The following is a 26,928-nucleotide window of genomic DNA, read 5'->3' on the forward strand; positions in this document are numbered from 1 at the left end:
TTTATTCTGTCCTCGGTTTGCATTACCTTTGCGCCTCAATTAAAAAATAGAGTATGATTTCAATAGACGGACTGGCCGTAGAATTCGGCGGCACCACCTTATTCAGTGACATTTCCTTCGTTATTAATGAAAAAGACCGCATCGCCCTGATGGGAAAGAACGGAGCGGGTAAAAGTACCTTGCTGAAAATATTGGCAGGAGCGCGCCAACCCACCCGTGGCAAAATATCGGCACCCAAAGACAGCGTCATCGCTTACCTGCCCCAGCACTTGATGACTGAAGACGGACGAACCGTATTCCAGGAAACCGCCCAGGCTTTCACCCATCTGCATGAAATGGAAGCGGAAATAGAACGCCTCAACAAAGAGCTGGAAACGCGTACCGACTACGAAAGTGACAGTTATATGGAACTGATTGAAAAGGTTTCCGCCCTAAGCGAGAAGTTTTACTCCATCGACTCTACCAACTACGAAGAAGATGTGGAAAAAGCTCTCCTCGGACTCGGTTTCTCGCGTGAGGACTTCAACCGCCAGACAAGCGACTTCAGCGGAGGATGGCGCATGCGTATCGAATTGGCTAAACTTCTTCTCCAGAAGCCGGACGTATTGCTGCTGGATGAGCCGACCAACCACCTCGACATCGAAAGTATCCAATGGCTGGAAGATTTCCTTATCAATAATGGCAAAGTTGTAATCGTCATCAGCCACGACCGCAAATTCGTGGACAATATCACCACCCGCACCATTGAGGTAACAATGGGACGTATCTACGATTATAAGGTGAACTATTCCAAATATCTGGAACTCCGCAAAGAACGCCGCGAACAGCAGCAGAAGGCTTACGACGAGCAGCAGAAATTCATTGCCGACACCAAAGAGTTCATCGAACGTTTCAAAGGCACATACTCCAAGACCCTGCAAGTGCAGAGCCGGGTAAAAATGCTGGAGAAACTGGTATTACTGGAAGTAGACGAAGAAGATTCTTCAGCGCTGCGCCTGAAATTTCCACCGTCACCACGTTCAGGAAACTACCCCGTCATCATGGAAGGAGTAGGAAAAACATACGGTGACCATGTGGTGTTCAAAAACGCCACGCTGACTGTGGAACGAGGCGATAAATTGGCCTTTGTCGGCAAAAACGGCGAAGGTAAGTCTACTTTAGTGAAGTGCATCATGAAAGAGATTGAGCACGAAGGCACACTGACCCTCGGACACAACGTACAAATCGGCTACTTTGCCCAAAATCAAGCTTCCCTGCTGGATGAAAATCTGACCGTATTCCAAACGATTGACGACGTGGCAAAAGGCGAGATACGTAATAAAATACGCGACTTGCTGGGTGCATTCATGTTCGGCGGTCCCGAAGAATCCATGAAGAAAGTGAAAGTGCTATCCGGTGGAGAGCGTACCCGGCTTGCCATGATTAAGCTGCTGCTGGAACCGGTGAACTTGCTGATATTGGATGAGCCTACAAACCACCTCGATATGAAAACGAAGGATATTCTGAAACAAGCTCTTCTGGATTTTGACGGAACTTTGATTGTAGTAAGCCACGACCGTGACTTTCTGGATGGACTGGTTACCAAGGTGTATGAATTCGGCCACAAACAGGTCAAAGAACACTTGAGCGGCATCTACGAATTCCTGGAAAAGAAGAAAATGGAGTCACTCCGCGAACTGGAGAGGTAAACGTTCCTTAACAGGACTTCTGCAACTTTTCCACCGTCATATTGTTTCACTTTTATAAACCTCTAACTACGAGAATAATGAAACAATATGACGCTATAATAATAGGCTTCGGTAAAGGTGGAAAATTGCTGGCTACCGAACTGGCCAACCGTAACTGGAAAGTGGCGGTTATCGAACGTTCCCCTGAAATGTACGGCGGAACTTGCATCAATGCAGGATGTATCCCTACCAAAACCATGATAACCGAATCGGAATTTGCCGAACGTGTGTATCAGAATGACTATAACAAACAATCCAAGCTATATGCCCTTGCTCTGAAACGTAAGGATAAATTAGTTACCTTCTTACGGGAAAAGAACGTTGAGAATCTGACAAGAAATCCCAACATCACCCTATACGACGGAACTGCATCCTTCATCTGCCCCGACACGGTAAAAGTGATTCCTTCACCCGAAAAAGAGGAAGCAGCTTTTGAATTATCAGCTAAGGAGATATTCATCAATACCGGCTCCACGCCCATCCTGCCTGCCATTGATGGGTTGAAGAACAACCGGTATGTGTACACCAGCGAAACGCTGCTGCATGCCGATATCCTTCCCCACCACCTGCTGATTATAGGAAGCGGAGCCATCGGACTTGAATTTGCAACCATGTATGCCGGATTCGGCAGCAAAGTCACCATTCTGGAAGCCGGTAAACGTTTCCTTCCGAAAGCGGACCGGGAAATTGCCGAATATATACTGGAAAGCCTCAAAAGAAAAAACATAGAAGTGCGCCTGAACGCCCGTATACAGTCTCTTCATGACACAACGGACGGCATCACCGCCGCCTATACGGATGCTTCGGACGGTACACCCTATTTCCTGGAAGGTGATGCCCTGCTGGTAGCCACAGGACGTAAGCCAATGATAGAAAACCTCAATCTGGAAAAGACAGGTATACAAGTCAATGCGCAAGGGGCGATTGTAGTCGATGAGCAACTACGCACCTCCGTGCCGCACATCTGGGCTTTGGGAGACGTCAAAGGCGGAGAAATGTACGATTATCTTTCTATTGATGACTTCCGCATTATCCGGGACACTTTGTTCGGAAAAAAAGAACGCAGCACAGAAGACCGGTATCCGGTACCTTATGCCATCTTCACCGATCCGCCGATGGCGCACATCGGACTGACCGAAGAAGAAGCTATGAAACGGGGGTATCCTATTAAGGTATCACGCCTCCCGGCATCAGCCATCCCGCGTGCACGTACCTTACAAAATATGGACGGAATGTTGAAAGCCATCGTGAATACCGATACGGAAAAGATTATAGGTTGCTCCCTCTTCTGCACCGATGCTCCGGAACTCATCAACCTGGTGGCATTTGCCATGAAAACCGGACAGAAATCTTCTGCTCTGCGTAACTTTATATTCACTCACCCTAGCATGAGTGAAGGTTTAAATGGATTATTCAAGGCTTTTTAATAACTTGTATTTGGTAATTAAGCGGTTAACGACTATCTTTGTCCACAATTTAAAAAGGAGGAATGAAGAATAAACGGTACATCACATATTTTCTGATATTCATCAGCATGGTCATGCTGGTGGTACCTGTTATTCCTCACCACCATCACAGCAACGGGTTGATATGCATGAAGAATGATATCACCCCCAGTTGTTGCGGACAACAACACGCCCCGGAAAATGAGCATTGCTGCTGCGACACGGGATGCGTCACCACACATTTCTTCCAACAAACTCCCACTTCGGACAACGGATGGTCGCATCCGGACTTTCCGTTAGTGATTACTTTATTCTCCGAACCACTTCTAAGGCTACTCATTCTACCCGAAGAAAACGGGCAAAGACAGGAGTGCATATACCATGAGTCACTTCATGGCACGTATCTCACACGTGCCACAGGTCTTCGCGCACCTCCGTCTGTTCTTGCTTAATCAGAAGTCTGCAATTTTGTTGCAGGCCTCATTTTCTATTTTTGTACCCAATTAAAAGCAAGAACAAAATATACCATCATGAAGAAATTTATTTTTATGGGAGTCATAGGACTGTTCCTATTGGGCTCCTGCAACAGCAAGTCCGGTGACGGACATGAAGGCCATAATCACGAAACAGAAAAACACGATCACAAAGGTTGTGACCATGATCACGAACATGAGGGAGAAGAACATAACCATGAAGGAGAAGATCATGACCACGCAGGTCACGACCACGGCGGAGAAGCTGCAGGCGGACATAATGATGAAATCATTCTACCTCCTGCCAAAGCGCAAGCTGCCGGTGTGAAATCCAGCGTTATCGAACCGGGAATATTCCATCAGGTCATTAAAACCAGTGGTCAGGTAATGGCTGCACAAGGAGACGAAAGCGTTGCCGTGGCTACAGTGGCGGGTGTTGTTTCTTTCCGTGGAAAGGTGATTGAAGGCATGAGTGTGAGCAAAGGCACGCCGCTGGTGACTTTGTCTTCCAAGAATATGGCAGACGGTGATCCTGTAGAACGTGTACGCATCGCCTACGAAGTATCCAAGAAAGAATACGAACGTATGAAAGCCCTTGTCGGAAATAAGATTGTATCCGAAAAAGACTTCGCACAAGCTGAACAGGCGTATGAAAACGCACGCATCAGTTACGAGGCCGTAGCCAAAAACAACTCGGCAAACGGGCAGGCTGTGACTTCTCCCATCAATGGATATGTAAAAAGCCTGTTAGTGAAAGAGGGAGATTACGTGGCCGTAGGACAACCGCTGGTCAGCATTACACAAAATCGCAAATTGTTCCTGCGCGCCGATGTTTCAGAGAAATATTATCAATATCTGCGCACCATTGGTTCGGCCAACTTCTGCACTCCTTATAATAATAAGGTGTACACACTGAAAGACTTGGACGGACGTCTCCTCTCCTATGGCAAAGCCTCAGGTGGAGATGGCGGATATTATGTGCCTGTTACTTTCGAATTCGACAACAAAGGTGATATCGTTCCCGGCTCATTCGTAGAAATCTTCCTGCTGTCTTCACCCATAGAAAACGTGATTTCCCTGCCCCACTCGGCACTTACTGAAGAGCAAGGCAGTTTCTTTGTCTATCTGCAACTGGATGAAGAGGGTTATAAAAAGCAACTCGTCACGCTGGGAGCCGACAACGGCGAAAATGTACAGATACTTTCAGGTGTGAAAGCCGGAGACCGTGTGGTAACCCAAGGAGCTTATCAAGTGAAATTAGCAAGTGCCACGAATGCTATTCCGGCACACAGTCACGAACACTAAACTTATTTACTATTTGACAAGTTACTATTTATTATTTGGCTGTGCAATGCGTGAAGCTGATGATAAGAATAGTAAATGTCAAATGGTAAAAGACAAGGTGTATCAAATAGTAAATAGTAAAATAGTAAATATATCATCGTGTTAAACAAGATTATACATTTCTCACTCCACAACCGCATCCTGGTGCTTGTAGCGTCGGTGCTGTTGCTGATAGGCGGAACTTATACCGCCATGCACACGGAAGTGGACGTATTTCCCGACCTCAACGCACCGACAGTCGTCATCATGACAGAAGCGAACGGCATGGCGGCAGAGGAAGTGGAACAACTCGTCACGTTTCCCGTAGAAACGGCTGTAAACGGTGCGACAGGTGTACGCCGCGTACGTTCTTCCTCTACCAATGGTTTCTCCGTAGTTTGGGTAGAATTTGATTGGGATACGGATATTTATCTGGCACGGCAGATTGTCAGCGAGAAGTTGGCTGTTGTAAGCGAAAGTCTGCCCAGCGGAGTAGGTAAACCGACTCTGGGCCCGCAATCATCCATCTTGGGTGAAATGCTGATTATCGGTCTGACAGCCGATTCCACTTCCATGCTCGACCTGCGCACGATAGCCGACTGGACTATCCGTCCGCGATTGCTCTCTACAGGCGGCGTGGCACAGGTGGCAGTATTGGGCGGCGATATTAAAGAATATCAGATACAACTGGATCCCGAACGGATGCGCCATTACAGTGTTACGCTAAACGAAATCATGAACGTAACACGCGAAATGAACCTGAATGCGAATGGCGGCGTACTGTATGAATACGGTAACGAATACATCGTGCGCGGGGTACTTTCTACCGACCGTGTAGACCAACTGGCACGTGCCGTAGTACGTGGTGGAACTACCTCCGGCAGCGCTCCTATCCTGCTGGAAGACATTGCCGACGTACATATCGGCGCCAAATTGCCGAAACTGGGCACGGCATCGGAACGAGGCAAGGCAGCTGTATTATTGACTGTTACCAAACAACCGTCTACCAGCACCCTGGACCTAACAGAGAAACTGGAGGCTTCCTTAAAAGACTTACAGAAGAACCTGCCGGCGGATGTAAAGGTCAGCACAGACATCTTCCGCCAAAGCCGTTTTATCGAAAGTTCTATCGGAAACGTACAGAAATCATTGTTTGAAGGGGGCATCTTCGTAGTAATTGTACTGTTCCTGTTCCTTGCCAATGTACGTACAACGGTGATTTCACTGGTGACGCTACCGCTTTCACTGATTACTTCATTAGTGGCACTGCATTATATGGGCTTCACCATCAATACCATGAGTCTCGGTGGCCTGGCCATCGCCATCGGTTCGCTGGTGGATGATGCCATTGTGGACGTGGAGAACGTGTATAAACGACTGCACGAGAATAAGCTGAAACCTGTGGAAGAACGGCTCTCAATACTGGAAGTAGTGTTCAATGCATCCAAGGAAGTGCGTATGCCTATTCTGAACTCCACGCTGATTATCGTGGTGAGTTTCGTACCTTTATTCTTCCTTACCGGTATGGAAGGACGTATGCTGGTGCCACTGGGTATTGCGTTCATCGTAGCATTAGCGGCCTCTACGGTAGTAGCATTGACAGTGACACCGGTGCTTTGTTCCTATCTTTTGGGGAAAGACAAAAAGAAAGAAAGCAGCGACTCTTTCGTGGCACGCAAGATGAAACTGTGGTACGGCTCTGCACTGGCTTTCGTTCTTGGACATAAGAAAATCGTATTGGGGAGCACCATCGGCCTATTCGTGGTAGCCCTCGTATGTTTCTTCACTTTGGGACGTTCATTCCTGCCGCCGTTCAACGAAGGTTCATTCACCATTAACATCTCTTCTCTACCGGGCATCTCTCTGGAAGAAAGCGACAAAATGGGACATCGTGCCGAAGAATTATTGCTCAGTATACCTGAAATACAGACCGTAGCCCGCAAAACGGGACGCGCCGAACTGGACGAGCATGCGCTCGGAGTGAATGTGTCGGAAATAGAAGCGCCCTTCGAGTTGAAGGACCGCTCACGCAGCGAACTGGTTGCTGACGTACGCGAGAAGTTAGGAACAATTGTAGGAGCTAATATCGAAATAGGACAACCTATCAGCCACCGTATAGATGCTATGCTTAGCGGTACAAAAGCTAACATCGCCATCAAGCTGTTCGGTGATGATCTGAACCGTATGTTCACTTTGGGCAACGAAATCAAAGGAGCTATCCAAGACATTCCGGGCATTGCCGACCTGAATGTGGAACAGCAGATAGAGCGTCCCCAGCTTATCATCTCGCCCAAACGGGAAATGCTGGCGAAATTCGGTATTTCATTGCCTGAATTCTCCGAGTTCGTCAATGTTTGTCTGGCGGGTGAAACTGTTTCGCAAGTATATGAGAAAGGTAAAAGTTTCGACCTCACTGTACGTGTACGTGACGACCTGCGTGACGAAATGGAGAAGATCCGCAACCTGATGATAGATACCAGCGACGGCAAGAAGATTCCATTGAACTACATTGCAGAAGTACGTTCGGCAATGGGTCCGAACACCATCAGCCGCGAGAATGTGAAACGGAAGATCGTTATCTCTGCCAATGTTGCCGACCGCGACTTACGCAGTGTGGTGAATGATATTCAGGTACGGGTAGATAAAGATATCAAGCTGCCGGAGGGATATCACCTCGAATATGGCGGTCAGTTTGAAAGCGAGCAAGCGGCAAGCCGCACACTGTTGCTGACATCACTGATGAGTATCGTGGTTATCTTCCTCTTGCTTTACAGTGAATTCCGCAGTGTGAAGGAAAGTGCGATTATACTTATCAACCTGCCGTTGGCACTGATTGGTGGTGTGTTTGCCCTGTTCATGACGACGGGTGAGGTCAGTATTCCGGCTATTATCGGTTTCATCTCGTTGTTCGGTATCGCCACACGAAACGGTATGTTGCTCATCAGCCACTACAACCACTTGCAACGGGAAGAAGGAATAGGAGTATACGACAGTGTTATACGCGGCTCAATGGACCGGTTGAATCCGATTTTAATGACAGCACTGTCTTCTGCACTGGCACTTATTCCGCTGGCATTGGGAGGCGATTTGCCAGGTAATGAAATTCAGAGCCCGATGGCAAAAGTTATTCTCGGAGGTCTTTTAACTTCCACGTTCCTGAACGGTTTCATCATTCCGATTGTTTACCTGATGATGCACCGGAGGAAAGAAGTTAAATGATAATTTAATGAAGAATGAAAAATGATGAATGAAGAATTTGGCTGCGCTATGCAAGCATGCCGCAAAATAATTCTTCATTCTTCATTCTTAGTTCTTCATTTCGATAAATTATCATTTATATAACCATTAACAATATCAAATATGAAACGTTTTTTTATAGTCAATATTTTCATTTTCCTTCTATATGGAGGAGCAAGTGCCCAATCAGTCGGCATAGACGAAGTACTGCGCCGCATAGAAGCGAACAATAAGGAGTTGCAAGCCAATGCCCAACTCATCACTTCGCAGAAGTTGGAGAACAAGTCGGGGAATAATCTTCCCGACCCGACCCTTTCTTATTCCCACCTGTGGGGAGCAAAGGATAAGAACGAGACTATCGGTGAGCTCGTTGTTTCACAAAGTTTCGACTTCCCCACCCTCTACGCCACACGTGGACAAGTGAATCGTTTTAAAACCGGTGCTCTCGATGCACAATCCACCGCTTTTCGCCAGCAACTGTTGCTGCAAGCCAAAGAGGTATGTCTCGACATTCTTATGCTGCAACAGCAACAAAAGTTACTGGATGAGCGTCTGAAACAGGCTGAAGAACTTTCCACCTATTATAAGAAACGTCTGGAAACAGGAGATGCCAACGTTCTGGAAACCAACAAAATCAACCTGGAATTACTGAACGTTCGTACAGAGGCACGGACCAACCGTACCACACTGGAGAATAAATGGCAGGAACTGACAGCGCTGAACAGCAACCAGCCGTTACAAATTTCGTCTCTCGGTGAATATCCGTTGTACCCGTTGCCGACAGATTACGAACAGTTACGTGAAGAAGTGATTGCTTCAGATGCCGCCTTATGGTCATTGAACAATGAAAGCGCCGCCGCCCGCAAACAAATCTCTGTCAGCAAACAAGGCTGGTTACCTAAATTGGAATTGGGTTACCGTCGCAATACAGAATCGGGCACCCCGTTCAACGGTGTTGTAGTCGGTTTTTCTTTCCCAATATTCGAGAATAGAAACAAGGTGAAGATAGCGAAAGCACAATCCATGAATATCGACTACCAGAAAGAAAACGCAACCTTGCAGGCAGAATCTTCATTGACACAGCTTTATCGTGAAGCCCAATCATTACAGGCTTCCATGCAGGAATATCAGGAAGCGTTCAGTTCGCAACAAGACCTCGCATTGCTGAAACAAGCCCTCACCGGCGGACAAATCAGCGTGATAGAGTATTTCGTGGAAGTCTCCGTGATTTATCAAAGCAAACAGAATCTGCTGCAACTGGAGAACCAGTATCAGAAGGTGATGGCACAGATATATAAGAGTAAATTATAAAGATTATATACAATAGCAAAAGAGGGTTTGAAAAATTCAAACCCTCTTTTGCTATCTATCACAACTTCGTAACCTTCCCCATAAAGAGAATCGCCCCTGTGCTCTTCTCCTTTATCATGAAAGCAAAAGGAGAGTCTACATAGAAAGGTATGGTGACGGGGAGTCCAGCAGAATCAAGCATTCCTCCTACGGTAACCGCTGCGGCTTCAGTACCTTCTTCATCTACATTTATATAAGTGAACTGCTGCAAAATTCCAACGTACAATTCAGCCGCAGACATTTTGGAGAAATCAGCCTTATTACCGTCAAAGGCATCCTTCATCCCCATAGCAATCATATCATCTATAAGCGTCTTATCATACTCCACTTTGAAACGGGGAAGTTTAACCTGCAACTGTTTGCCAGCCATGTTACTGTTCCATTCTTTCCAGTTCTCAGAAGTCAGTTCAGACAAACTCTCATCCAACGTTTTACCTCCTGACGGCAATAATATCACCATGCTGAAAGCCTCATTCCCATAAGGTAATTCTGCGATGGAGAATGTCGAATTCTTAGTATAGTTAAACATTTCAGTCTGATTCATCATGTTCACTTTCTGCTGCGTACCGTCAGAATTGGTAAAGTTCTCCTGCCGGGTAGCCGACTTCTCAAACTGGCTTGCCCAGATACCTTTGAAGTAGAGTGCATTGAGCAAATACATACGCGCATTCGCAGGTATTACTTTAATTACTTCCTTTATACAATCATTCGTCTGCTCGGCACACCACCGGTTTATCACATCTTTCGCCGTGGGAGATGTAAAGTCAAGTTCCTGTACTTGCGCATCATACATCTGCTTATTCACGTTGACAAAAGAATCGTAAACCTTAAAACCTTGCTTTACCCAAATGGAGTTGGCTATTCCCAATTGGGTAGTGTTGTCCAAATCCAGCAAAGCAGTGGTCAGTTTCTGATTATAATTATTCAGATCATCAAGAGAGAAAGAGGAAGCGGGAAATCCCAGCACGTCCTGCATTTCAGTAAGCGTATTGCCCGAAGCACCGTTACTAATCATGGACAAACAGAGCGAAGCGCTTAACGGAGAGACAAAAACGTTCGGTTTCTCATCTTCCGTGTTGCATACCTGACTAAAGAAACGGAATGCAAAGTCGGTATTTGCATCCAGCAGACTTTGTTCCACACGGGTTAATGAGATGTCTTTACGTGGTTTAGGCTCTGGTTTGGAAGGATTTTCATCATTCTGACAAGCTGCGAGGATACTGAGTAGGCTTAAAGCAGCGATGGTTTTCTTTAGCATAAGCGATAGTATTAGTTTCTATTAAGTTATTCTGTTAGAATAAATGCATAAATTGATGAAATACTGCATCATATAATAAATAAAATATAAATCTTTCCTATCTTTGCCCCGGTTTTGTTGGAAGACACCTCCCGGTGTACTCCATGAAAAGGGAATTGGGTGTAACTCCCAAACAGTCCCGCTGCTGTGAACTCATATTAAAGAATTTGCCAATCACCTGTGCCACTGCCGGTATTCGTACGGTGGGAAGGCGGCAAATCCGGAGTAAGTCAGAAGACCTGCAAGACCTGTCATTCCTTATGCCTTCGAGGAAAGGGCATGAGATGCATATATTTTTATAGTTTTTCTGTTTATGATAAAGGATAATCCATACCGGTGTGTCCGGCTACGGCTTTGTTTGTATTGTCTTGTATGCTGTTTTTGTGCCAACTTGCAGGCACAGCAGACGGGAGATTCCATCACGGGGAAGGTGCATGCCATTCCTGAGGTGGGGATAAAAGGCAGACGCGTACCACAAAGAATATCCGTAGCATCGCCTATACAAGTCTTTGGAAAAAGTGAACTGGAGAATCTCGGCCTTCAAAATATGGCTGATGCAGTCCGCCGTTTTGCCGGAGCGAATGTCAGAGATTACGGAGGAATTGGCGGTTTAAAGACTGTTTCGGTTCGAAGCCTGGGAGCTACCCACACAGCAGTGTCCTATGACGGGGTAGCGGTCAGCAATTGTCAGGCAGGACAAATAGATATCGGACGTTTCTCGCTGGATGATATCGACATGCTTTCTTTATCCATAGGACAAGATGAAGATCTTCTGCAGTCCGCACGCTTATTCGCCTCGGCAGGTGTACTCTCCATTTATGGCAAGAATCCACTGGAAGATACTGATAAGCCATACACTTTCAAAGGCCAGGTCAAAGGCGGTTCTTTCGGATTTATCAATCCTTCCGTCACTTGGGCGCAACGTATTGCTCCACGTACCACTTACAGCGTAAATGGGAATTACCAAAGGGCGAATGGGAACTATCCCTTTACACTCGTCAACGGTAAATACATCACCGAAGAAAAACGACGGAACTCTGATATACAATCATGGCATGCGGAGGGCAATCTCTACCATACGATGAAGGATAGCAGCCAACTACAAGTCAAAGCATACTATTTTGATTCCGAGCGAGGCCTGCCCGGATCTATCATCCTATATAATAACAGTTCCAATGAACGGTTGTGGGACAAGAATTTCTTCGTACAAGCGCAATACCGCAAGGACTTCAGCCATGTATGGGCACTGCTGGCACAAGCCAAATATAACTATTCATGGAATAAATATGAAGATACGGATGTGAAATATCAGGATGGAAAGCAGACGGATATAAACAAACAGCAGGAATATTATCTCTCGGGCACCCTGCAATGGCAACCTGTCCGTTCTTTCACTGCCTCATGGGCAAACGATTTAATCCTGAACACCCTTGACAGCAATATGCCCGACAGTCCGCTTCCGATTAGATACTCATGGCTTTCGGCACTGAATCTGAGCTATCAATGGCAAGGACTGACCGCTACCGGAACATTGGTACATACCCTCATCACCGAAGAAGTGGAGAAGGGGAACCGTCCCGACAACCGTCATCGCCTCTGTCCTACAATATCATTACTTTACCGTCCGTGGAAAGAACAGAGCCTCTTCCTGCGAATGATGTATAAAAGCACTTTCCGCGTTCCCACTTTCAACGACCTTTACTATCAACGCATAGGAAACACTAACTTACGTCCCGAAAAGGCGCAGGAGTTCAACCTGGGAATCACCTGGAGCGGTTCGCCTTTTTCCTTTACCGACTATGTGGCTCTGACCATAGACGGATATTACAATAAAGTGGATGACAAAATCGTAGCTTTACCCACTACTTACGTGTGGAAAATGCTGAATTATGGTAAAGTAGACATCACAGGTGCAGACGTGACATTACGCACCGCCATCCCACTCAACCGCCGCATTTCATTAACCCTTACAGGTAGCTATACTTATCAGAAAGCAATAGATGTAACCTCGAAAGAAGACAAAAATTACAAGGACCAGATACCTTATACGCCCGTGCACAGCGGCAATGCCTCCCTGTCCGTTGAAACACCCTGGGTTAACTTAGCCTATACCGCCACCGGAGTGAGCGAGCGTTACTACTTGCCACAAAACATCAGAGAGAACCGCATTGACGGTTATGTGGAACATGCCCTTACCGCCTCCCGCACTTTCAGCCTCGGTAGCTGTAAACTGCGCCTGCAAGCGGAACTCATCAACCTGACTGACGAACAATATGACATCATAAAATATTACCCTATGCCCGGACGCTCATTCAGGCTGACGGGCAGTATTAAATTCTAACTAAAACCAAAAATAAAATGAAAGTAAGAAGTTTATTATGGAGCGCACTCTGCATGTTAGCGCTTTCAGTAACGTTCTCCTCTTGTAGTGATGACGACGACGACCCGTGGGACGATAACGGAAGTACCGTAGAATTGCCGCAACGGCGGGCATTTATTCTGAATGAAGGAATGTCCAAAGCAAATAATGCCGGCATTGCCTTCTACGCTCCTAACAAGGATGCCAAAGATAGTCAGAACAATTTCATTTCAAATATTTACCTCAAGCAGAACAATAAAAATTTAGGGGATACCGGGCAGGATATCATCGAGCATGAAGATAAAATTTATGTCATACTCTCAGGCTCTAAAGTACTGCTCAGACTGAATGCTGCCGGCGTGGAAGAAGCCCGGCTTTCCTTCACGGAAGAAGACGGAGACCCGCGATATATGGAAGCGGAAGATAATAAAATCTATGTAACGTTATATAGCGGAAAGGTAGCTCGTATAGATGCTAATACATTGAAAATAGAAGCATACGTGACAGTAGGCAAAAATCCGGAACAAATAGTAGAAGAAAATGGTAAACTTTATGTAGCTAATTCAGGTTGGGGAGAGGGAACCACCGTATCCGTCATCGATATAGCAACATTTACTAAGGACAAAGAAATAGAAGTAGCACTTAACCCCAATTTATTACTTGAGGCAAACGATGAAGTATACTTGATTTCCTGGGGAATTTCCTGGACAACACCAGCAGTTCCTTACGCTTTCCAACGCATCAAAAGCGACGGCACAGTCGAGAATATCAGTGTTGCCACACACTTTGCCGAGCATGATGACATCATTTATCTGGCAAATTCCACTGTAACAGACTGGGAAACCTATGCAGGTACAAACAGCTTTTTCAGCTATAACACCAAGACTCACGCACTCAATAATGCTACATTTATGAAAGACATGCCTCAGGAGCTGGGTACTACAGCAATCCGAGGTATCAGCATTGATGATAAGACGGGCGATATTTATATCTATACTTACGGTACCGGAGTTACTAATGGCGATGTTTACCGTTTCAAGAATAACGGAACATTTATCGAAAAGTTTGACTGCGGTGGTATATTCCCCAGCAAAATAGTCTTCTTGTAATGAAACAAATTTCTCTCTTTATAGCCCTTTGTACTGCCGTGTTACTTCTCTCCGCCTGCAGCGGAAGAAGTAACACTGCTTCTATCTCTGCTCAAGGCGACACCATCCCTCTGCGCTACTCCGAAAATCTTTCTATCATAGACAACGGAGACTACACCCTTGCACAACTACGCAATCCCTGGGATACCGCCAAAGTTCTGCATACTTATATATTAGTAGACAAAAACCAGCCCCTCCCCGACGGACTGCCCGCAGGAACCGTGGTGCGCACTCCGTTAAACAAAGCCATAATCTACTCCTCCGTGCATTGCAGCCTGTTGAAGAATCTCAATGCATTGAGCAGTATAACCGGTGTCTGCGACCTGAAATACATTAAAATGCCGGAAATAGAAGAAGGCTGCCGCAACGGTTCGATTACAGATGTAGGTGATGGCATGAACCCCAATATCGAGAAAATCATAGACCTGCACCCGGATGCCATACTTCTCTCCCCTTTCGAGAACAGCGGCGGTTACGGAAGGGTAGAGAAACTGAATGTCCCCATCATAGAATGTGCCGATTACATGGAAACATCTGCATTGGGACGTGCCGAATGGATGCGTTTCTACGGCCTGTTATTCGGCAAGCAGCAGGAATCCGACAGTCTGTTCGCATCTGTGGAACGGAATTATAATGAACTAAAGGCTTTAGTAGCACCCATTTCATACGCCCCCTCGGTGATGTGTGATTTAAAGACAAGCTCCACCTGGTATACTCCGGGCGGCAACAGCACCATCGCCAAGCTATATGCCGATGCGGGCGCCAATTACATTTTCCAAGAAGATACACATAGCGGCTCGCTTCCCTATCCCTTCGAGGTCATCTTTGAGAAAGGGCAGCAAGCGAACTGTTGGTTGATACGCTACAACCAACCCACAGACAAGACCTACAGCGAACTGGAAAAAGAGTTTGCACCTTACGCCGGTTTCCGTGCCTTCAAGGAACGGAATATCTACGGATGCAACACCAACCGGGTACCCTTCTACGAAGAAACGCCCTTCCAACCGGACTGGCTACTGAAAGATTTAATAAAAATCTTCCATCCTTCAATGCTGGAAGGATATGAGTTGAAATATTATAGTAAATTAGCGGACTAAAACTGAATGATTTGAAAGGCAAAGGATATATATATGGCATAGTGCTGTCGGTTCTCATCCTCCTATTGATGACCGCCAATCTTTGGTTGGGTTCGATCAGCATTCCTGCCGGAGCGGTATGGGATATTCTGTCGGGCAATGAAGTAGAGAAAGCCAGTTGGAGTTTCATTATTTGGGAGTCGCGCCTGCCGCAAGCCGTCACAGCACTGCTATGTGGCGCGGCATTGGCGGCATCGGGACTGATGCTGCAAACCGCTTTCAATAATCCGCTGGCAGGTCCGTCCATTTTAGGAATCAACTCAGGAGCAAGCCTGGGCGTGGCACTCGTGATGCTGGCAGGCGGTGGAAGCATTGCGACAGGTATATTCACCCTGTCCGGTTTCTTCTCGGTGATACTGGGAGCTTTCATCGGGTCGATGGTGGTAATGGGACTTATCCTTTTCTTCTCCACACTGATTAAAAGCAACATCATGCTGCTGATTACGGGTATCATGATCGGCTATATCACTTCTTCCGCCATTTCATTGCTCAACTTCTTCGCAACGGCCGAAGGGGTACATTCTTACATGATATGGGGCATGGGTAACTTCGGCGGTGTATCATTGCAGCAACTGCCTTATTTCTCCGTATTTTGCCTGGCAGGCCTGTTGCTCTCCATCCTGCTCATCAAGCCACTGAACGCCATGTTGCTGGGTACACGATATGCCGAAAACTTAGGCGTGAACATCCGCCGCACCCGTAATCTGTTGCTGATAGCCACCGGATTGCTGACCGCTGTCACCACCGCTTTCTGCGGACCGGTCGCTTTCATTGGTCTGGCCGTTCCGCACATCTCCCGCCTGATGCTGGGGACATCCAATCACAACTCTCTGCTCCCCATCACCTTGCTGACAGGTGCAGCCATTGCCCTGCTCTGCAATCTTATCTGCATCCTGCCGGGCGAAGCGGGCATCATTCCGCTGAATGCGGTGACCCCGGTACTGAGTGCGCCCGTTATCATATATGTAATCGTAAATCAACGTAAAATACAATATTTTAACTGATGGAGAAAGCTGTTATCACTGCGAATGATTTGTGCATCGGATACCGCTCGGGGAAGCAAGAGAAACGGGTGCATGAGCATCTTTCTTTCCGCCTCTTCCCCGGAGAACTGACCTGCCTGCTGGGGGCCAACGGAACAGGTAAGTCTACCCTGCTTCGCACCCTATCCGCCTCGCAGCCGGCTTTATCAGGAGAATTGTTTATTCAAGATAAGCCTCTATCCGGTTACTCGGAGAAAGAACGTTCGCGCACCATCGGCGTCGTACTGACGGACAAGACACAGGCAGGCGGACTGACGGTATATGAGCTCGTAGCCCTGGGACGCCAACCTCACACGGGCTTTTTCGGCAGACTGAACAAGTCAGACCACGCCATCATTGAGGAAGCATTGGAAGCAGTGAGCATCAGCCATAAAGCCCAAAGCTATACCGCAGAATTATCGGATGGCGAACGGCAAAAAGTAATGATTGCCAAAGCATTGGTACAGGAATGTCCGCTTATCCTGCTGGATGAACCTACCGCTTTCCTGGATGTGGTGAGCCGCATCGAGATTATGACTTTACTTCACCGTCTGGCCGTAGAACAGAATAAAGCGATTTTACTTTCCACCCACGACATAGAACAGGCATTGGTGCTGGCGGACAAACTATGGTTGCTTTCCAAAGAGAACGGACTGCAATGTGGAGTCACGGAAGATATGATTCTGAGTCACCGGATGGATAGTTTATTTTCCCGTACTGATATCCGGTTTGATTATGCACATGGCGTGTATTATCCGAAAGTGGACAGCCAACGCAATATCATTGTAGAAGCAAGCGATGAAGTATTATTGCACTGGACAACAAATGCACTGAACCGTCACGGATATACTTGTTGTCCCGCTTCTACGGCAGGAGCAACCGATTTGCCACGCTTACAGGTGTTGTCCGCCGAAGATTTCAGACTGCACAAGGAAAAGGAGTACACATTCCGTTCTTTCGAACAGTTACTTGCCAATGTCTGAATAGGCTGTGGTATTCAAAATAATCCTCATACTAAAAGACGACGGATAATATATCCGCCAGGATTCTATTTATTGTTCTTTTAACAAGCCTCCGACGGCTTCAATAAAGGCGGTTGCTTTAGGCATCAACTCGTCTATTTCCTCTTCATTCGAATAGGCAAAATCATCATAATCGCTACTGTGCCGACGCTCGAAAAGCAGGGAGAAGCAACGCCCCAACTCGCGAGACAAACGACCGGTAGCTACAAAATGCAATCCTATCATCTGTTTGACACCTGAATGGGTGCCGGGATTTACCTCGTGCTTGATAAGTAGCGCAACTGCTGCATAATAGCAGGCATAATAAAGGCGGTTAACTGCCGTATTATAATATCCCTGTTGTTTCAGATAGGGTATTTCCTTTAAGGTTTCTTCGGCGCGCTGAAATCGATAGTTTGCCAATGCCTCAATGTTTTCACGATTTAATTGCTCTTTCATAACACAATTCCTTCTTTCATTACATTCATACAAAAGGGAGTTTGAAAAGGACGGTTCTCCCAAATCTTTTTTAATAGGACACGTGCGTTTATTTGCACTCCCGTCTCAATTTCAATGTCGTAGAGCGGGGTAATGATACGGTCTTCTTCTTTAACGGTCAATTTATTGCCGTCAACCAATACCAGCAAATCAATATCGCTGTCAGGACGAGCATCTCCACGCGCTTCACTGCCATACAAAATGGCTTGCGCTTCCGGTGCCACTTGAGCCAAAGCCTTGCGTATCTGTTCTACAATTTGTGGACGTTTCATATTCATTACCTTTTATTTGCGAACAAAGTTATATAAAAAAAAAGGAAAGGCAAGAGATGCAACGACTTATTTCTGTATTGTTTAAGGATGGCAGACTGAAAAGGGATATCAAAAAGAAGCACGCAAATTATACTTGAAAAATCTGGTTGCTGTAATACAATTAACTACTTTTGCAACATAAAGTAATACGAAATAATATGGAAACAGTAATAAGAAAACAGGCTTCTTTCCGCCTGCGTGAAGACTTGTTACAGGTCTTACAGAGAGAAGCCCCAAAAGCCAATAGAAGTCTTAATAATTTCGTTGAAAGCACCTTGATGGATGCTATGTATTCAGAGCCTAATGAAGAAACGCTGGCAGCTATGAAAGAAGCTGAAAGCGGCATAGAGCTTGAAACGCTTGAGTTGGATAGCTTCAAAGATTATGTTAAGTCTTTATGAAAACATTGAGACAAACAAGTCAATTCAAGAAAGACTTAGTTACTACTCAGGTATAATACATGTTGACTATCAGGAGTTATCTGTCATGCTGAGCGTAGTCGAAGCATCTCCTATCCAGCTTCTGTCAAGGGCAAGAATTGGCTGTACGAAATAGTCGAGACCTATAGATTTAATGAGTGTAGTACCATGGTCATAAACCTTAGCTTCACCACCTTCGGCTATTTCTTCACCCAATGAATCATGGAGACACTGTTCGACATTATCTATCCAAACTCCTACAGATTTAGCCCATGTCTCTATTCTTAAAGCTTGCTACGTTCCGCATTGGAGCTCTCTTTTGAAATCGTTGATTCTTTTAATGCCATGATCTGTTTTAGTTTTTGCTCCCGCGAGTAGGGATGCAATGACATGACACGAACCTCCCGCTGAGCAGCCATGCTGTTCAATCGGTGAAAATCGTTTATATACAAGTTGCCCGCTGATAAATTGTTCTGCATAACAATCTAATTTAGCCAGACCATCAGGTGTAAAACCTTCACTGATAACAGTATCTATTGACACCCAAAAATCTGAATTATTCATTATCCTATTTTATCTGTTTGTACAAAAATATATATATAATTCGAATTATGCAAATTGATATTTGAGGGCACTGCCTCCCTTCGTCCAATCGGATTTGTAATCCGATTGATTGAGTATAAGGATTTGTAATCCGCCCATGCATAGTAACCCCGATATACTTAGTCGAGTCTGAAGAGGTATTTTTGTACTGGCGATATTTAAGTACAAACCCACTGATTTCAATTAATATTTTCACTACTGATTATCAAAAGATTATAAGATATTAATTCTTTGTCTACAAGAAGTTAGGAGTCTGTCAACAAGGAGTTAACTTCCTGTTGACAAACTCCTGATTTCTTGTAGACAGGCAAAAGGAAGCATTTTTATTCTTTTACAAAAAGATGAGAAGAAGAAAATAATCTGCCAAACACTTGACATCGCCTTTTGGATATTGTATATTTGCAACGTTATAATCTATACAGATTTCACTTTTAACTTAGAATCAACGGAGAGGTATTCGCCCCTCCGTTTTTTGTTCCCCTGCACTTCATAGTCCGAAACGATACGCTTATACCTGCAACACCTTACGCACCTATCTGCATCAGCCATCACTGGTACAAGCGTCACTCATCATTGGTACAAGTGTAACACCACACTTCACTGTCCATAATGCCACACCTTAACTTCCCCAATGCCATTCATTTACACTACTGAGATGTGGCATTGCGAATGATGACATGTGGCATTCCGGGCGGTGAGGTGTGGCATTCCAGATGATAAGCTGCGTACATCACCCCGTTAGACAAGCACATAGTTAATAATACATAAATCAACTCTTGACAAGAAATGGCAACCATTATGATTTTAATTATATCATTATGCTTACTGCCTATGAGCCTCTTCAGATAAATATCTCATTTTATTTCCATAATTAATAAAAAATCAGAGCGTATTTACGCATTCTTTTTATGCAGAATGAAATGCCTATAACAAACCATCTGTACGATTATAAATTAATCCCGGCAGCGGACAAGATTAATATCTCTTCCGGCAAATATCCACTCCGTATCCTCCACTCTTGCGGATAAAGATTATTAGCCCGGTTACCTATATTCTTCACAAAACCTAAGGGAATATTCGTATAAGTCAACAACACATAACCGCGCGGAGCTTCAGCGGAAAGCACGATTGCCTCTTTACGCAAATAAGCAATAGCCTGCTCATACGACACTTCTTCACGGGGGAAAATATCATCACGCAGTACTTGGCTCATGGCAAGGGCATGACTAGGAATCAAATCCTTCCCCTTCACTTCGGCAAGGGCAACACCCGCCTGAATGACACGAAGAGATTGCTGCAAAGACGACAGTTCCGGCAGATAATCTTTTGGAAAAGCCGTGATATTCGTTCCGTTTACTGAAAGTTCATAATCATCCGGAGAAAGAAGCCATCCCCGTGCAACGGCCAATTGCTCTTTGGAAACGCCGGAAACCACCTTTTTCTTTCCCTGCGCAGGAGCTGATTTATACCGGGTTTGCAGGCTGTCCGCCTCCGGTTTGCGAAGCGCGGCAAGGAAAAATCCCTCACCTTTCGCCCGATGGGGAAGGAAACGATAAGCAGGAAAATCATCTCCGGCAAGCAGGTTTCCGGTGATATTCCAATCATCGGAAACGTTCACCGGAAGTATCTCCGCGCCAAATTCATCACGGATCCAGCGGATATTCTCTTCATCTTCCTTTGTATTATAGGTGCAAGTGCTATAAATCAGCAATCCGCCCGGCTTCAGACTGGACCAGATATCGGAAACGATACGCCTCTGCCGTTGCCAGCAAATATCCACATTCTCCGGACTCCACTCGCTCACCGCCACAGGGTCTTTACGAAACATACCTTCGCCCGAACAAGGCACATCGGTCAGTATTACATCAAAGAAGTCCTCCAAATCGGCAAAGTCCACCGAGTCATTGTTGGTTACAACTACACCGGGATGCCCCCACTTCGTCAGATTCTCCGCCAGAATCTGAGAACGGTTACGGATTACTTCATTGGCTACCAACAGACTGCCTGCCGGCAATACACTACGGGCGTGCGTAGATTTTCCGCCGGGCGCAGCACAAAGGTCAAGCATCACCGCGGGAGTTTCACCCACATATTGCTTCAATGCCTGTTCCACAAACATGGACGACGCCTCCTGCACATAATAACAGCCTGCATGAAACAGAGGGTCGAAAGTAAACGTCAGACGACGGTCGAGATAACAGCCCGTAGAAGACCAGGGCACACGTCCGGCACAGCCATGAAAAAGACTGAATGAAGCGTCGGGCAACTTCGCTTCATTCAGCCGGATACTTACGGGCTGCTCATCATTCAGAGCATCAGCCAGTTTGTTATATTCTTCATCTCCCAGGAGGGAACGGGTACGGTCTGCAAAAGATGCGGGTAATTCCATATGCCAAATCGTTTTTTATGTCCGCAAAGGTAATGCAAATCGAATGCATAACTTTCATGCTTGCATGAAAAAGTTCTGCTGAGATACTAAAAGCTGAGTTTCACCCCTGCGAAATAGGAACGGGGCGCACCGGGACCGTAAATATAACCGGAATCCCGGCTCGCTCCCTTGTCGAAGTCATCCTGGTAGGAGTTGAAAATATTCTGTACGCCAACGTTGAATTGCAGGCAGATACCCGAAAAGTCCACATCGTATACCACTTTCGCCCCCAGTTCGAAAAAGTCCGGACTCTTCACCAGCAAGTCGGCCGTGCCGTTTACTTCGGACATCAGGTGGGGTACGTACATCTTGCCCGTGTAATTACCGTTCAGAGCTATCGAAAGCGCCTTCGCAGGTGTATAGGTAGCAGTGAAATAACCATAGACATCGGGCGTACGCAATATCTTGTCGCTATGTCGTTCCGCATCCGACAAATGTTCCTTGTCCGCACTCCACTCTTCGGGAGAATCATACATGCTGCGTTGTACGGTGATTCCTGCCTGCAATTGGATTTTATCGCGCCAGGCTATTTTCCCTTCCAGCGTACCACCATATACTTTCGCGCCGGAACCGTTGACACGGGTTTGTATCAGATAACCGGAACCGTTCGGGTCATCTACCGGAGCTGTCAGTACAAAGGGGTCGGACAATTTAGTGAAGAAGCCTTCCACCAGCAGGTTCGCCTGGAAATCACCGAAATAATGATACCAATCCACCGAAGCGTTCACGCTGCGCGAACGTTCTTCTTTCAGATGTTTGGAACGGACGATAGAAATCAGTTCACCGCCTACGTTACTGATGTGCAAGTCTTCATCGAACGCCTGTGGGGCACGAAATCCTTCGGCATAACTGAAACGGATATTTACGTCCTGCGTAGGATTGTAACGGACGTTGGCCCGCGGACTGAAAACGGCTTTATCCATGACACTGTTTTTGTCTACACGCCCACCGATAAGAAAGCTCCATTGCTCGTTCTTCCATTCATTCTGAAGATAAGCGCTCGATATATTCACGATCTGTTTCAGCGGAACGGGTGTGTACTTGGCAATCAGTTGTTGCAGGCGGTCACCCGTAGCGTCCGGTTCTTCCACCAGGGCCTTATCACGATATTTCTGAATATCCGTTCCCCTGTCGTGCAGGTCGTCGTGGTTAAACTCCAATCCCCCTGTGAGGTCGGAAGGCATGAACAGGAATTTATCGAAATGATAGATATATTGTGCGCCCAACACACCGGTAAAGTCGGTTGTGGTGCCGTATGCACTGTAATAACTGTCACGTTCGATGTGCTGTGCAGAGGCATATACATTGAATGTATGTTTCTGGTCTTTGGAGAAAGCGCTGAATTTGAGTCCACCCGTATTGATGGAATGTCTGATTTGTTCCACCAGTCCGGGCTCTCCCGAACCATTGAGACCGGCATCTTCGGCAATATGGGGCGGCAGGTCGAAGCGGTTGCCGCCGCGACGGAATTCTTCCATGTGGTGATACTCCAGACTCAGTTTGGAGTAAGGACTTGTCCGGTAGTATGCATTGACGCCCACTGTCTGATTCTTCAGCTTAGGCAGTTCGGAGAAGCCGTCTCCGTTGGAGTCCCACGCTGAACGGTGTCTGTTCTGCCCATAAACGTAGGCTCCCATCTTGTTGTCCGAAGAGACCAGGGAAAGGTTCAGCGTAGTATTGTTGTCGAAAGCGCCGGAACCGTCGAAGTTGGAAATGCTATGGGCAAATGAACCGGAATTGCGGATAGGTTCTTTCGTGATGATATTCACCGTTCCGGCAATGGCGGAAGAACCGAACAGGGCGGAACCACCTCCACGTACCACCTCCACGCGTTCTATCATGTTTGCCGGAATCTGCTCCAATCCGTAAACTCCCGCCAATGCGGAGAAGATGGGGCGCGAGTCTATCAATATCTGCGTATATTTTCCGTCCATACCATTAATGCGTACCTGCGAATAGCCACAATTCTGGCAATCAGTCTCCACACGCACCCCCGGCTGGAACACCAGTCCTTGCGACAAAGTGTGCGAATTGGTCATATCGAACAACTTGGGAGTAACCACCTTGACCAGCGTAGGCGCCAGGCGGCGGGCAGTTTCATTACGGTTGGCAGTGACCACAACCCCATCCAGGGCAACCATGTCTTCTTCCAGCTCAAAGTTTTCCTCCAGCGTTTTACCGCGCTTCAGCATCACTTTGCGTTCCTGCGACTTATAACCCACTGCACTGACGTACAACGTAAATTCTCCTTCAGGCAGATTTTTCAGGAAATAGTGACCTGAAGCGTCAGTCATGGTTCCGATAGTGGTCCCTTTCAGGGCTACCGTCATATAAGGAAGGTGTTCTCCCGTATTTTTTTCTATCACGTGACCGATGATATTGGCATCGGTTCCTCTTAAATCTTCTGCATAAATATCCCGGGAGAGCAGTGCACACACCACTCCCACCACGAAAACGATATATTTTTTCATGTAGTTTCTTTTTATATTAATGAATTATTAATGAAGCAGCCCAAGCCACTATTCCGCATGGTAATTGTTTATTGTCAATTATCAATTGTCAATTGTTTTGCGGTGGGGCCCGAAGACTGATGCCGCAACGTGCCTTTACGCACTTGATACGTTCCACACCCGGAACGGTCAGTACGCACAATAGAATAAGGAAAGCCGGTGCGACAAAAAGAACGGCAGGCAGAGAAGAAGTTACAAAGGAGGAAAGGAAGAAAATCGTTTCCACCTGTGTTTCCGTATGTTCATGCTCACCTTTGAAGGGATGGGAATGCACAATAATCACTCCATTTACCACATGCGAGTGGGTAAACAGAGTAATCCCCCCTAAATATGCAATGAACAGTAAAGGAAGAAACCATTTCAATATGTTCCGTAACTTCTCCAAAAAGCGTTTTTAAGATATGTCGGCGAAAATAGTACTAATTACAATAACATGCAACCGTATTCAGTTGTTTTAATCGCTTTTACCCTCAAAATACCTATATCTTATTAGTACAAGAAGTGCAATACTACATAGCGATTAAATTATTGCTGGTTTCTCTCTTTTATAATCGTGAGGAACTAAGAAATTGTTTTGAAATGATAAATGATAATTTAGCGGCGTAGCGCTGGATCAAGGTTTCCTTTCGGCATACTCATTGACGTGATAGTACCTGGTAGGCTGAAAGCCTTTTATCTTATAGCCCAGGGCAACGCCCTGGGGGATTGCCATGTGTTTCTCTTTGCACCCTGTAAGGGCATTACAGCACACATAGGCTTTTGCCCTTACAGGGCGTAAGATTGTGGGATCACCCATTACCCAGGGTGTTACCCTGGGCTGTAAGATAAAAGCCTTTCAGGCTTAGGGGATGCACGCTGATAAATTATCATTTATAGCCTCAGAAAACAAATTCTAATCTTTTTCCCCCATTTATACCGGCTTTCTAAAAAAATATTGTCTCTTTGCAACTTTCTAACTAACATCATACGTCTAATACACAAAGAAACAATAAAAAGTAAAACATTATATGATTATGAAACGGATAATTTTAGCACTCATCGCCGCCATGACATTATGCTCATTGGTACAGGCAAAGAACAGAACAGTTACAGAAAACGACAGTCTGGGGAACAAAAAACGCGTAATTGAACTGCGCGATACCACCATCGACGGGAAAACAGTAACCGATACGCTCAGTATCATGACCTATGAAGGCAGCAGCTCAAGCAGCGGAAATGACAAAGGATGGAAACACCACAACAGTTCCAACTGGGACTGGGGCTTCGACCTGGATGGCAAGACCTCCGAAACAATCATCTCCGTCACCGCCATTGTCTTCATCTTCGGATTGCCCCTGCTCATCGTCTTCACGGTATTCTTCTTCAACTACAAGAACCGGAAAGCCAAATACCGTCTTGCAGAACAGGCATTGGCCAGCGGACAACAACTACCCGAAGATTTCTTTAAGAATGCGGAAAAAACAGAAGATATCCGTACCAAAGGCATCAAGAACATCTTTATCGGTGTCGGCCTGTTCATCTTCCTCTGGGCCATCACCGGAAATTTCGGAGTGGGATGCGTCGGATTACTGATCATGTTCACAGGATTCGGACAATTGGTTATCTACTACACACAAGATTCTAAAAAGAGCAACAAAGAGAGATGAGCCAACTCAATGATATATCGTTAGTCGCACAGGTCGTGGTGTTTCGCAACACCAGGGCCTTCGACCAGTTGGTGAAGAAGTATCAGTCGCCCGTGCGACGGTTCTTCCTCAACCTGACTTGCGGCGACAGCGAATTGAGTGACGACTTAGCGCAGGATACGTTCATCAAGGCTTATACCAATCTTGCCTCGTTCAAGAACCTGTCCAACTTCTCTACCTGGCTTTACCGTATTGCATATAATGTATTTTATGATTACCTTCGCAGCAGAAAGGAAACAGCCGACCTCGATAGCCGGGAAATAGATGCCAACTGGAATACCACCCAAGACGACGTGGGACAACAGATGGACGTTTACCGGGCGCTGGCGACACTGAAAGAAATGGAACGAACCTGCATCACGCTCTTCTACATGGAGGACCAAAGCATCGACAAGATCGCAGGTATCACGGGATGTCCGGCGGGAACAGTCAAAAGCCATCTCTCGCGGGCGAAAGATAAAATGGCTACTTACTTAAAACAAAATGGTTATGACGGAAACAACTGATGATAAACTCTTGCAGAAATTCTTCTCTGCCAACCGGAAAGAGATAGAAGACAACGGCTTCAGCCGTCGCGTGATGCACCACCTGCCCGACCGGTATTACCGGATTTCGCAGCTGTGGAGCTTGTTCTGTTTTACCCTTGCCATAGTACTGTTCTTTGTCCTCGACGGCCTGCAACTGGTGCTGGGTACTTTACGGGAAACTTTCACCAGTGCCCTGGAAAGTGGTGCAGCGGAAATCGACCCGAAATCACTGATTATAGTGGCAGTAGTGCTTCTCTACTTCGGTTACCGCAAGATTTGTTCTTTGGCATAAAGTTCGTTAGCTCTTGCAATAAATCCGTTTGCCCTTGCAATAATTTAGTTAGCCCTTGCCTGTTTTTTGCAGGTAAAGGGCTAATTTTTTTTAACTGACCAAACATTTCTCACCATTATATTGTATCTTTGCCAGCT

24 protein-coding genes and 1 riboswitch are annotated in these 26,928 nt (G+C 46.1%); of the genes, 15 read left to right on the forward strand and 9 right to left on the reverse strand.

Annotation, left to right across the window (positions count from 1 at the left end; translation table 11 throughout):
- The first annotated feature begins 53 nt into the window (after positions 1 to 53).
- From BUC01_RS18055 to BUC01_RS18080, 6 genes are all read left to right on the forward strand, one after another.
- Entirely contained in the window at positions 54 to 1,688 is a 1,635-nt protein-coding gene (locus BUC01_RS18055) for an ABC-F family ATP-binding cassette domain-containing protein (protein ID WP_025832129.1), read from the forward strand.
- Between the two features lie 77 nt (positions 1,689 to 1,765).
- Positions 1,766 to 3,154 carry an FAD-dependent oxidoreductase gene (locus BUC01_RS18060; RefSeq protein WP_025832127.1) on the forward strand — a complete coding sequence of 463 codons (1,389 nt, stop codon included), beginning with the start codon at positions 1,766 to 1,768 and terminating at the stop codon, positions 3,152 to 3,154.
- Between the two features lie 62 nt (positions 3,155 to 3,216).
- Entirely contained in the window at positions 3,217 to 3,624 is a 408-nt protein-coding gene (locus tag BUC01_RS18065) for a DUF6769 family protein (RefSeq protein ID WP_073314417.1), read from the forward strand.
- A 78-nt stretch (positions 3,625 to 3,702) separates the two neighbouring features.
- The gene (locus tag BUC01_RS18070; RefSeq protein WP_073314419.1) at positions 3,703 to 4,950 is read left to right on the forward strand and encodes an efflux RND transporter periplasmic adaptor subunit; all 1,248 of its coding nucleotides are present in this window, start codon (positions 3,703 to 3,705) and stop codon (positions 4,948 to 4,950) included.
- Positions 4,951 to 5,088: 138 nt separating this feature from the next.
- A complete protein-coding gene (locus tag BUC01_RS18075; protein WP_073314421.1) occupies positions 5,089 to 8,187 on the forward strand; it encodes an efflux RND transporter permease subunit in 3,099 nt (1,032 codons plus the stop codon).
- Positions 8,188 to 8,328: 141 nt separating this feature from the next.
- Entirely contained in the window at positions 8,329 to 9,516 is a 1,188-nt protein-coding gene (locus tag BUC01_RS18080) for a TolC family protein (RefSeq protein WP_025832123.1), read from the forward strand.
- 58 nt (positions 9,517 to 9,574) lie between these two features.
- Here the strand turns inward: BUC01_RS18080 and BUC01_RS18085 are convergent, their stop codons facing one another.
- A complete protein-coding gene (locus BUC01_RS18085; RefSeq protein ID WP_073314423.1) occupies positions 9,575 to 10,813 on the reverse strand; it encodes a serpin family protein in 1,239 nt (412 codons plus the stop codon).
- Between the two features lie 97 nt (positions 10,814 to 10,910).
- Positions 10,911 to 11,113, forward strand: a riboswitch (cobalamin riboswitch).
- Between the two features lie 52 nt (positions 11,114 to 11,165).
- On the opposite strand from BUC01_RS18085, the gene BUC01_RS18090 reads away from it, so the two are divergent.
- From BUC01_RS18090 to BUC01_RS18110, 5 genes are read left to right on the forward strand one after another with little or no spacing between them, the layout of a single operon-like run.
- Positions 11,166 to 13,193 (forward strand): TonB-dependent receptor plug domain-containing protein, encoded by a 2,028-nt coding sequence (locus BUC01_RS18090; protein ID WP_034524325.1) that lies wholly within the window; start codon positions 11,166 to 11,168, stop codon positions 13,191 to 13,193.
- Positions 13,194 to 13,210: 17 nt separating this feature from the next.
- Positions 13,211 to 14,320: a YncE family protein gene (locus tag BUC01_RS18095; protein WP_025832121.1), complete on the forward strand. Its 1,110-nt coding sequence runs from the start codon at positions 13,211 to 13,213 to the stop codon at positions 14,318 to 14,320.
- A complete protein-coding gene (locus BUC01_RS18100) occupies positions 14,320 to 15,456 on the forward strand; it encodes an ABC transporter substrate-binding protein (protein WP_073314425.1) in 1,137 nt (378 codons plus the stop codon). Before BUC01_RS18095 ends, BUC01_RS18100 begins: the two co-directional genes overlap by 1 nt.
- Before the next feature lie 11 nt (positions 15,457 to 15,467).
- The gene (locus BUC01_RS18105) at positions 15,468 to 16,499 is read left to right on the forward strand and encodes an iron ABC transporter permease (RefSeq protein WP_025832120.1); all 1,032 of its coding nucleotides are present in this window, start codon (positions 15,468 to 15,470) and stop codon (positions 16,497 to 16,499) included.
- Positions 16,499 to 17,500, forward strand: coding sequence for an ABC transporter ATP-binding protein (locus tag BUC01_RS18110; RefSeq protein ID WP_025832119.1), 1,002 nt, complete (start codon positions 16,499 to 16,501; stop codon positions 17,498 to 17,500). Before BUC01_RS18105 ends, BUC01_RS18110 begins: the two co-directional genes overlap by 1 nt.
- 69 nt (positions 17,501 to 17,569) lie before the next feature.
- Here BUC01_RS18110 and BUC01_RS18115 read toward each other — a convergent pair whose 3' ends face one another.
- Positions 17,570 to 17,977, reverse strand: coding sequence for a HEPN domain-containing protein (locus BUC01_RS18115; RefSeq protein ID WP_073314427.1), 408 nt, complete (start codon positions 17,975 to 17,977; stop codon positions 17,570 to 17,572).
- The gene (locus BUC01_RS18120; protein ID WP_025832117.1) at positions 17,974 to 18,288 is read right to left on the reverse strand and encodes a nucleotidyltransferase domain-containing protein; all 315 of its coding nucleotides are present in this window, start codon (positions 18,286 to 18,288) and stop codon (positions 17,974 to 17,976) included. Before BUC01_RS18120 ends, BUC01_RS18115 begins: the two co-directional genes overlap by 4 nt.
- Positions 18,289 to 18,485: 197 nt before the next feature.
- On the opposite strand from BUC01_RS18120, the gene BUC01_RS18125 reads away from it, so the two are divergent.
- On the forward strand, positions 18,486 to 18,728 hold the full coding sequence (locus BUC01_RS18125) for a hypothetical protein (protein ID WP_025832115.1): 243 nt from the start codon (positions 18,486 to 18,488) through the stop codon (positions 18,726 to 18,728).
- Positions 18,729 to 18,797: 69 nt separating this feature from the next.
- On the opposite strand, the gene BUC01_RS25570 is transcribed toward BUC01_RS18125, so the two are convergent.
- The 6 genes from BUC01_RS25570 to BUC01_RS25250 form a co-directional block, all read right to left on the reverse strand.
- A complete protein-coding gene (locus tag BUC01_RS25570) occupies positions 18,798 to 19,028 on the reverse strand; it encodes a putative polyvalent protein kinase domain-containing protein (protein WP_159106505.1) in 231 nt (76 codons plus the stop codon).
- Between the two features lie 12 nt (positions 19,029 to 19,040).
- A complete protein-coding gene (locus tag BUC01_RS18130) occupies positions 19,041 to 19,310 on the reverse strand; it encodes a hypothetical protein (protein ID WP_025832113.1) in 270 nt (89 codons plus the stop codon).
- Positions 19,311 to 20,295: 985 nt separating this feature from the next.
- Positions 20,296 to 21,738, reverse strand: coding sequence for a methyltransferase RsmF C-terminal domain-like protein (locus tag BUC01_RS18135; RefSeq protein ID WP_073314428.1), 1,443 nt, complete (start codon positions 21,736 to 21,738; stop codon positions 20,296 to 20,298).
- Positions 21,739 to 21,824: 86 nt separating this feature from the next.
- The gene (locus BUC01_RS18140; protein ID WP_025832111.1) at positions 21,825 to 24,248 is read right to left on the reverse strand and encodes a TonB-dependent receptor; all 2,424 of its coding nucleotides are present in this window, start codon (positions 24,246 to 24,248) and stop codon (positions 21,825 to 21,827) included.
- Positions 24,249 to 24,336: 88 nt separating this feature from the next.
- Positions 24,337 to 24,672, reverse strand: coding sequence for a hypothetical protein (locus tag BUC01_RS18145; RefSeq protein ID WP_025832110.1), 336 nt, complete (start codon positions 24,670 to 24,672; stop codon positions 24,337 to 24,339).
- Positions 24,673 to 24,900: 228 nt separating this feature from the next.
- A complete protein-coding gene (locus BUC01_RS25250; RefSeq protein ID WP_139261885.1) occupies positions 24,901 to 25,083 on the reverse strand; it encodes a hypothetical protein in 183 nt (60 codons plus the stop codon).
- A 217-nt stretch (positions 25,084 to 25,300) separates the two neighbouring features.
- Here BUC01_RS25250 and BUC01_RS18150 point away from each other — a divergent pair, with 217 nt between their 5' ends.
- From BUC01_RS18150 to BUC01_RS18160, 3 genes are read left to right on the forward strand one after another with little or no spacing between them, the layout of a single operon-like run.
- Positions 25,301 to 25,933, forward strand: a complete 633-nt coding sequence (locus BUC01_RS18150) for a DUF6249 domain-containing protein (protein WP_025832109.1) — start codon at positions 25,301 to 25,303, stop codon at positions 25,931 to 25,933.
- Positions 25,930 to 26,478, forward strand: coding sequence for an RNA polymerase sigma factor (locus BUC01_RS18155; RefSeq protein ID WP_025832108.1), 549 nt, complete (start codon positions 25,930 to 25,932; stop codon positions 26,476 to 26,478). Before BUC01_RS18150 ends, BUC01_RS18155 begins: the two co-directional genes overlap by 4 nt.
- Positions 26,462 to 26,791 carry a DUF5056 domain-containing protein gene (locus BUC01_RS18160; RefSeq protein WP_025832107.1) on the forward strand — a complete coding sequence of 110 codons (330 nt, stop codon included), beginning with the start codon at positions 26,462 to 26,464 and terminating at the stop codon, positions 26,789 to 26,791. Before BUC01_RS18155 ends, BUC01_RS18160 begins: the two co-directional genes overlap by 17 nt.
- Positions 26,792 to 26,928 lie beyond the last annotated feature (137 nt).

Origin of the sequence: Bacteroides stercorirosoris (assembly GCF_900142015.1) — a bacterium.
In the GTDB taxonomy this organism is placed as follows: domain Bacteria; phylum Bacteroidota; class Bacteroidia; order Bacteroidales; family Bacteroidaceae; genus Bacteroides; species Bacteroides stercorirosoris.

What these genes read in the sequence shown, in the direction of transcription:
- BUC01_RS18110 (WP_025832119.1), top strand. Translation starts at nt 16,499, where the DNA reads ATGGAGAAAGCTGTTATCACTGCGAATGATTTGTGCATCGGATACCGC.
- BUC01_RS18080 (WP_025832123.1), top strand. Translation starts at nt 8,329, where the DNA reads ATGAAACGTTTTTTTATAGTCAATATTTTCATTTTCCTTCTATATGGA.
- BUC01_RS18135 (WP_073314428.1), bottom strand. Translation starts at nt 21,738, where the DNA reads ATGGAATTACCCGCATCTTTTGCAGACCGTACCCGTTCCCTCCTGGGA.
- BUC01_RS18130 (WP_025832113.1), bottom strand. Translation starts at nt 19,310, where the DNA reads ATGAATAATTCAGATTTTTGGGTGTCAATAGATACTGTTATCAGTGAA.
- BUC01_RS18095 (WP_025832121.1), top strand. Translation starts at nt 13,211, where the DNA reads ATGAAAGTAAGAAGTTTATTATGGAGCGCACTCTGCATGTTAGCGCTT.
- BUC01_RS18070 (WP_073314419.1), top strand. Translation starts at nt 3,703, where the DNA reads ATGAAGAAATTTATTTTTATGGGAGTCATAGGACTGTTCCTATTGGGC.
- BUC01_RS18125 (WP_025832115.1), top strand. Translation starts at nt 18,486, where the DNA reads ATGGAAACAGTAATAAGAAAACAGGCTTCTTTCCGCCTGCGTGAAGAC.
- BUC01_RS18085 (WP_073314423.1), bottom strand. Translation starts at nt 10,813, where the DNA reads ATGCTAAAGAAAACCATCGCTGCTTTAAGCCTACTCAGTATCCTCGCA.
- BUC01_RS18100 (WP_073314425.1), top strand. Translation starts at nt 14,320, where the DNA reads ATGAAACAAATTTCTCTCTTTATAGCCCTTTGTACTGCCGTGTTACTT.
- BUC01_RS18160 (WP_025832107.1), top strand. Translation starts at nt 26,462, where the DNA reads ATGACGGAAACAACTGATGATAAACTCTTGCAGAAATTCTTCTCTGCC.
- BUC01_RS18115 (WP_073314427.1), bottom strand. Translation starts at nt 17,977, where the DNA reads ATGAAAGAGCAATTAAATCGTGAAAACATTGAGGCATTGGCAAACTAT.
- BUC01_RS25250 (WP_139261885.1), bottom strand. Translation starts at nt 25,083, where the DNA reads ATGGGTGATCCCACAATCTTACGCCCTGTAAGGGCAAAAGCCTATGTG.
- BUC01_RS18060 (WP_025832127.1), top strand. Translation starts at nt 1,766, where the DNA reads ATGAAACAATATGACGCTATAATAATAGGCTTCGGTAAAGGTGGAAAA.
- BUC01_RS18065 (WP_073314417.1), top strand. Translation starts at nt 3,217, where the DNA reads ATGAAGAATAAACGGTACATCACATATTTTCTGATATTCATCAGCATG.
- BUC01_RS18120 (WP_025832117.1), bottom strand. Translation starts at nt 18,288, where the DNA reads ATGAAACGTCCACAAATTGTAGAACAGATACGCAAGGCTTTGGCTCAA.
- BUC01_RS18155 (WP_025832108.1), top strand. Translation starts at nt 25,930, where the DNA reads ATGAGCCAACTCAATGATATATCGTTAGTCGCACAGGTCGTGGTGTTT.
- BUC01_RS18150 (WP_025832109.1), top strand. Translation starts at nt 25,301, where the DNA reads ATGAAACGGATAATTTTAGCACTCATCGCCGCCATGACATTATGCTCA.
- BUC01_RS18140 (WP_025832111.1), bottom strand. Translation starts at nt 24,248, where the DNA reads ATGAAAAAATATATCGTTTTCGTGGTGGGAGTGGTGTGTGCACTGCTC.
- BUC01_RS18090 (WP_034524325.1), top strand. Translation starts at nt 11,166, where the DNA reads ATGATAAAGGATAATCCATACCGGTGTGTCCGGCTACGGCTTTGTTTG.
- BUC01_RS18055 (WP_025832129.1), top strand. Translation starts at nt 54, where the DNA reads ATGATTTCAATAGACGGACTGGCCGTAGAATTCGGCGGCACCACCTTA.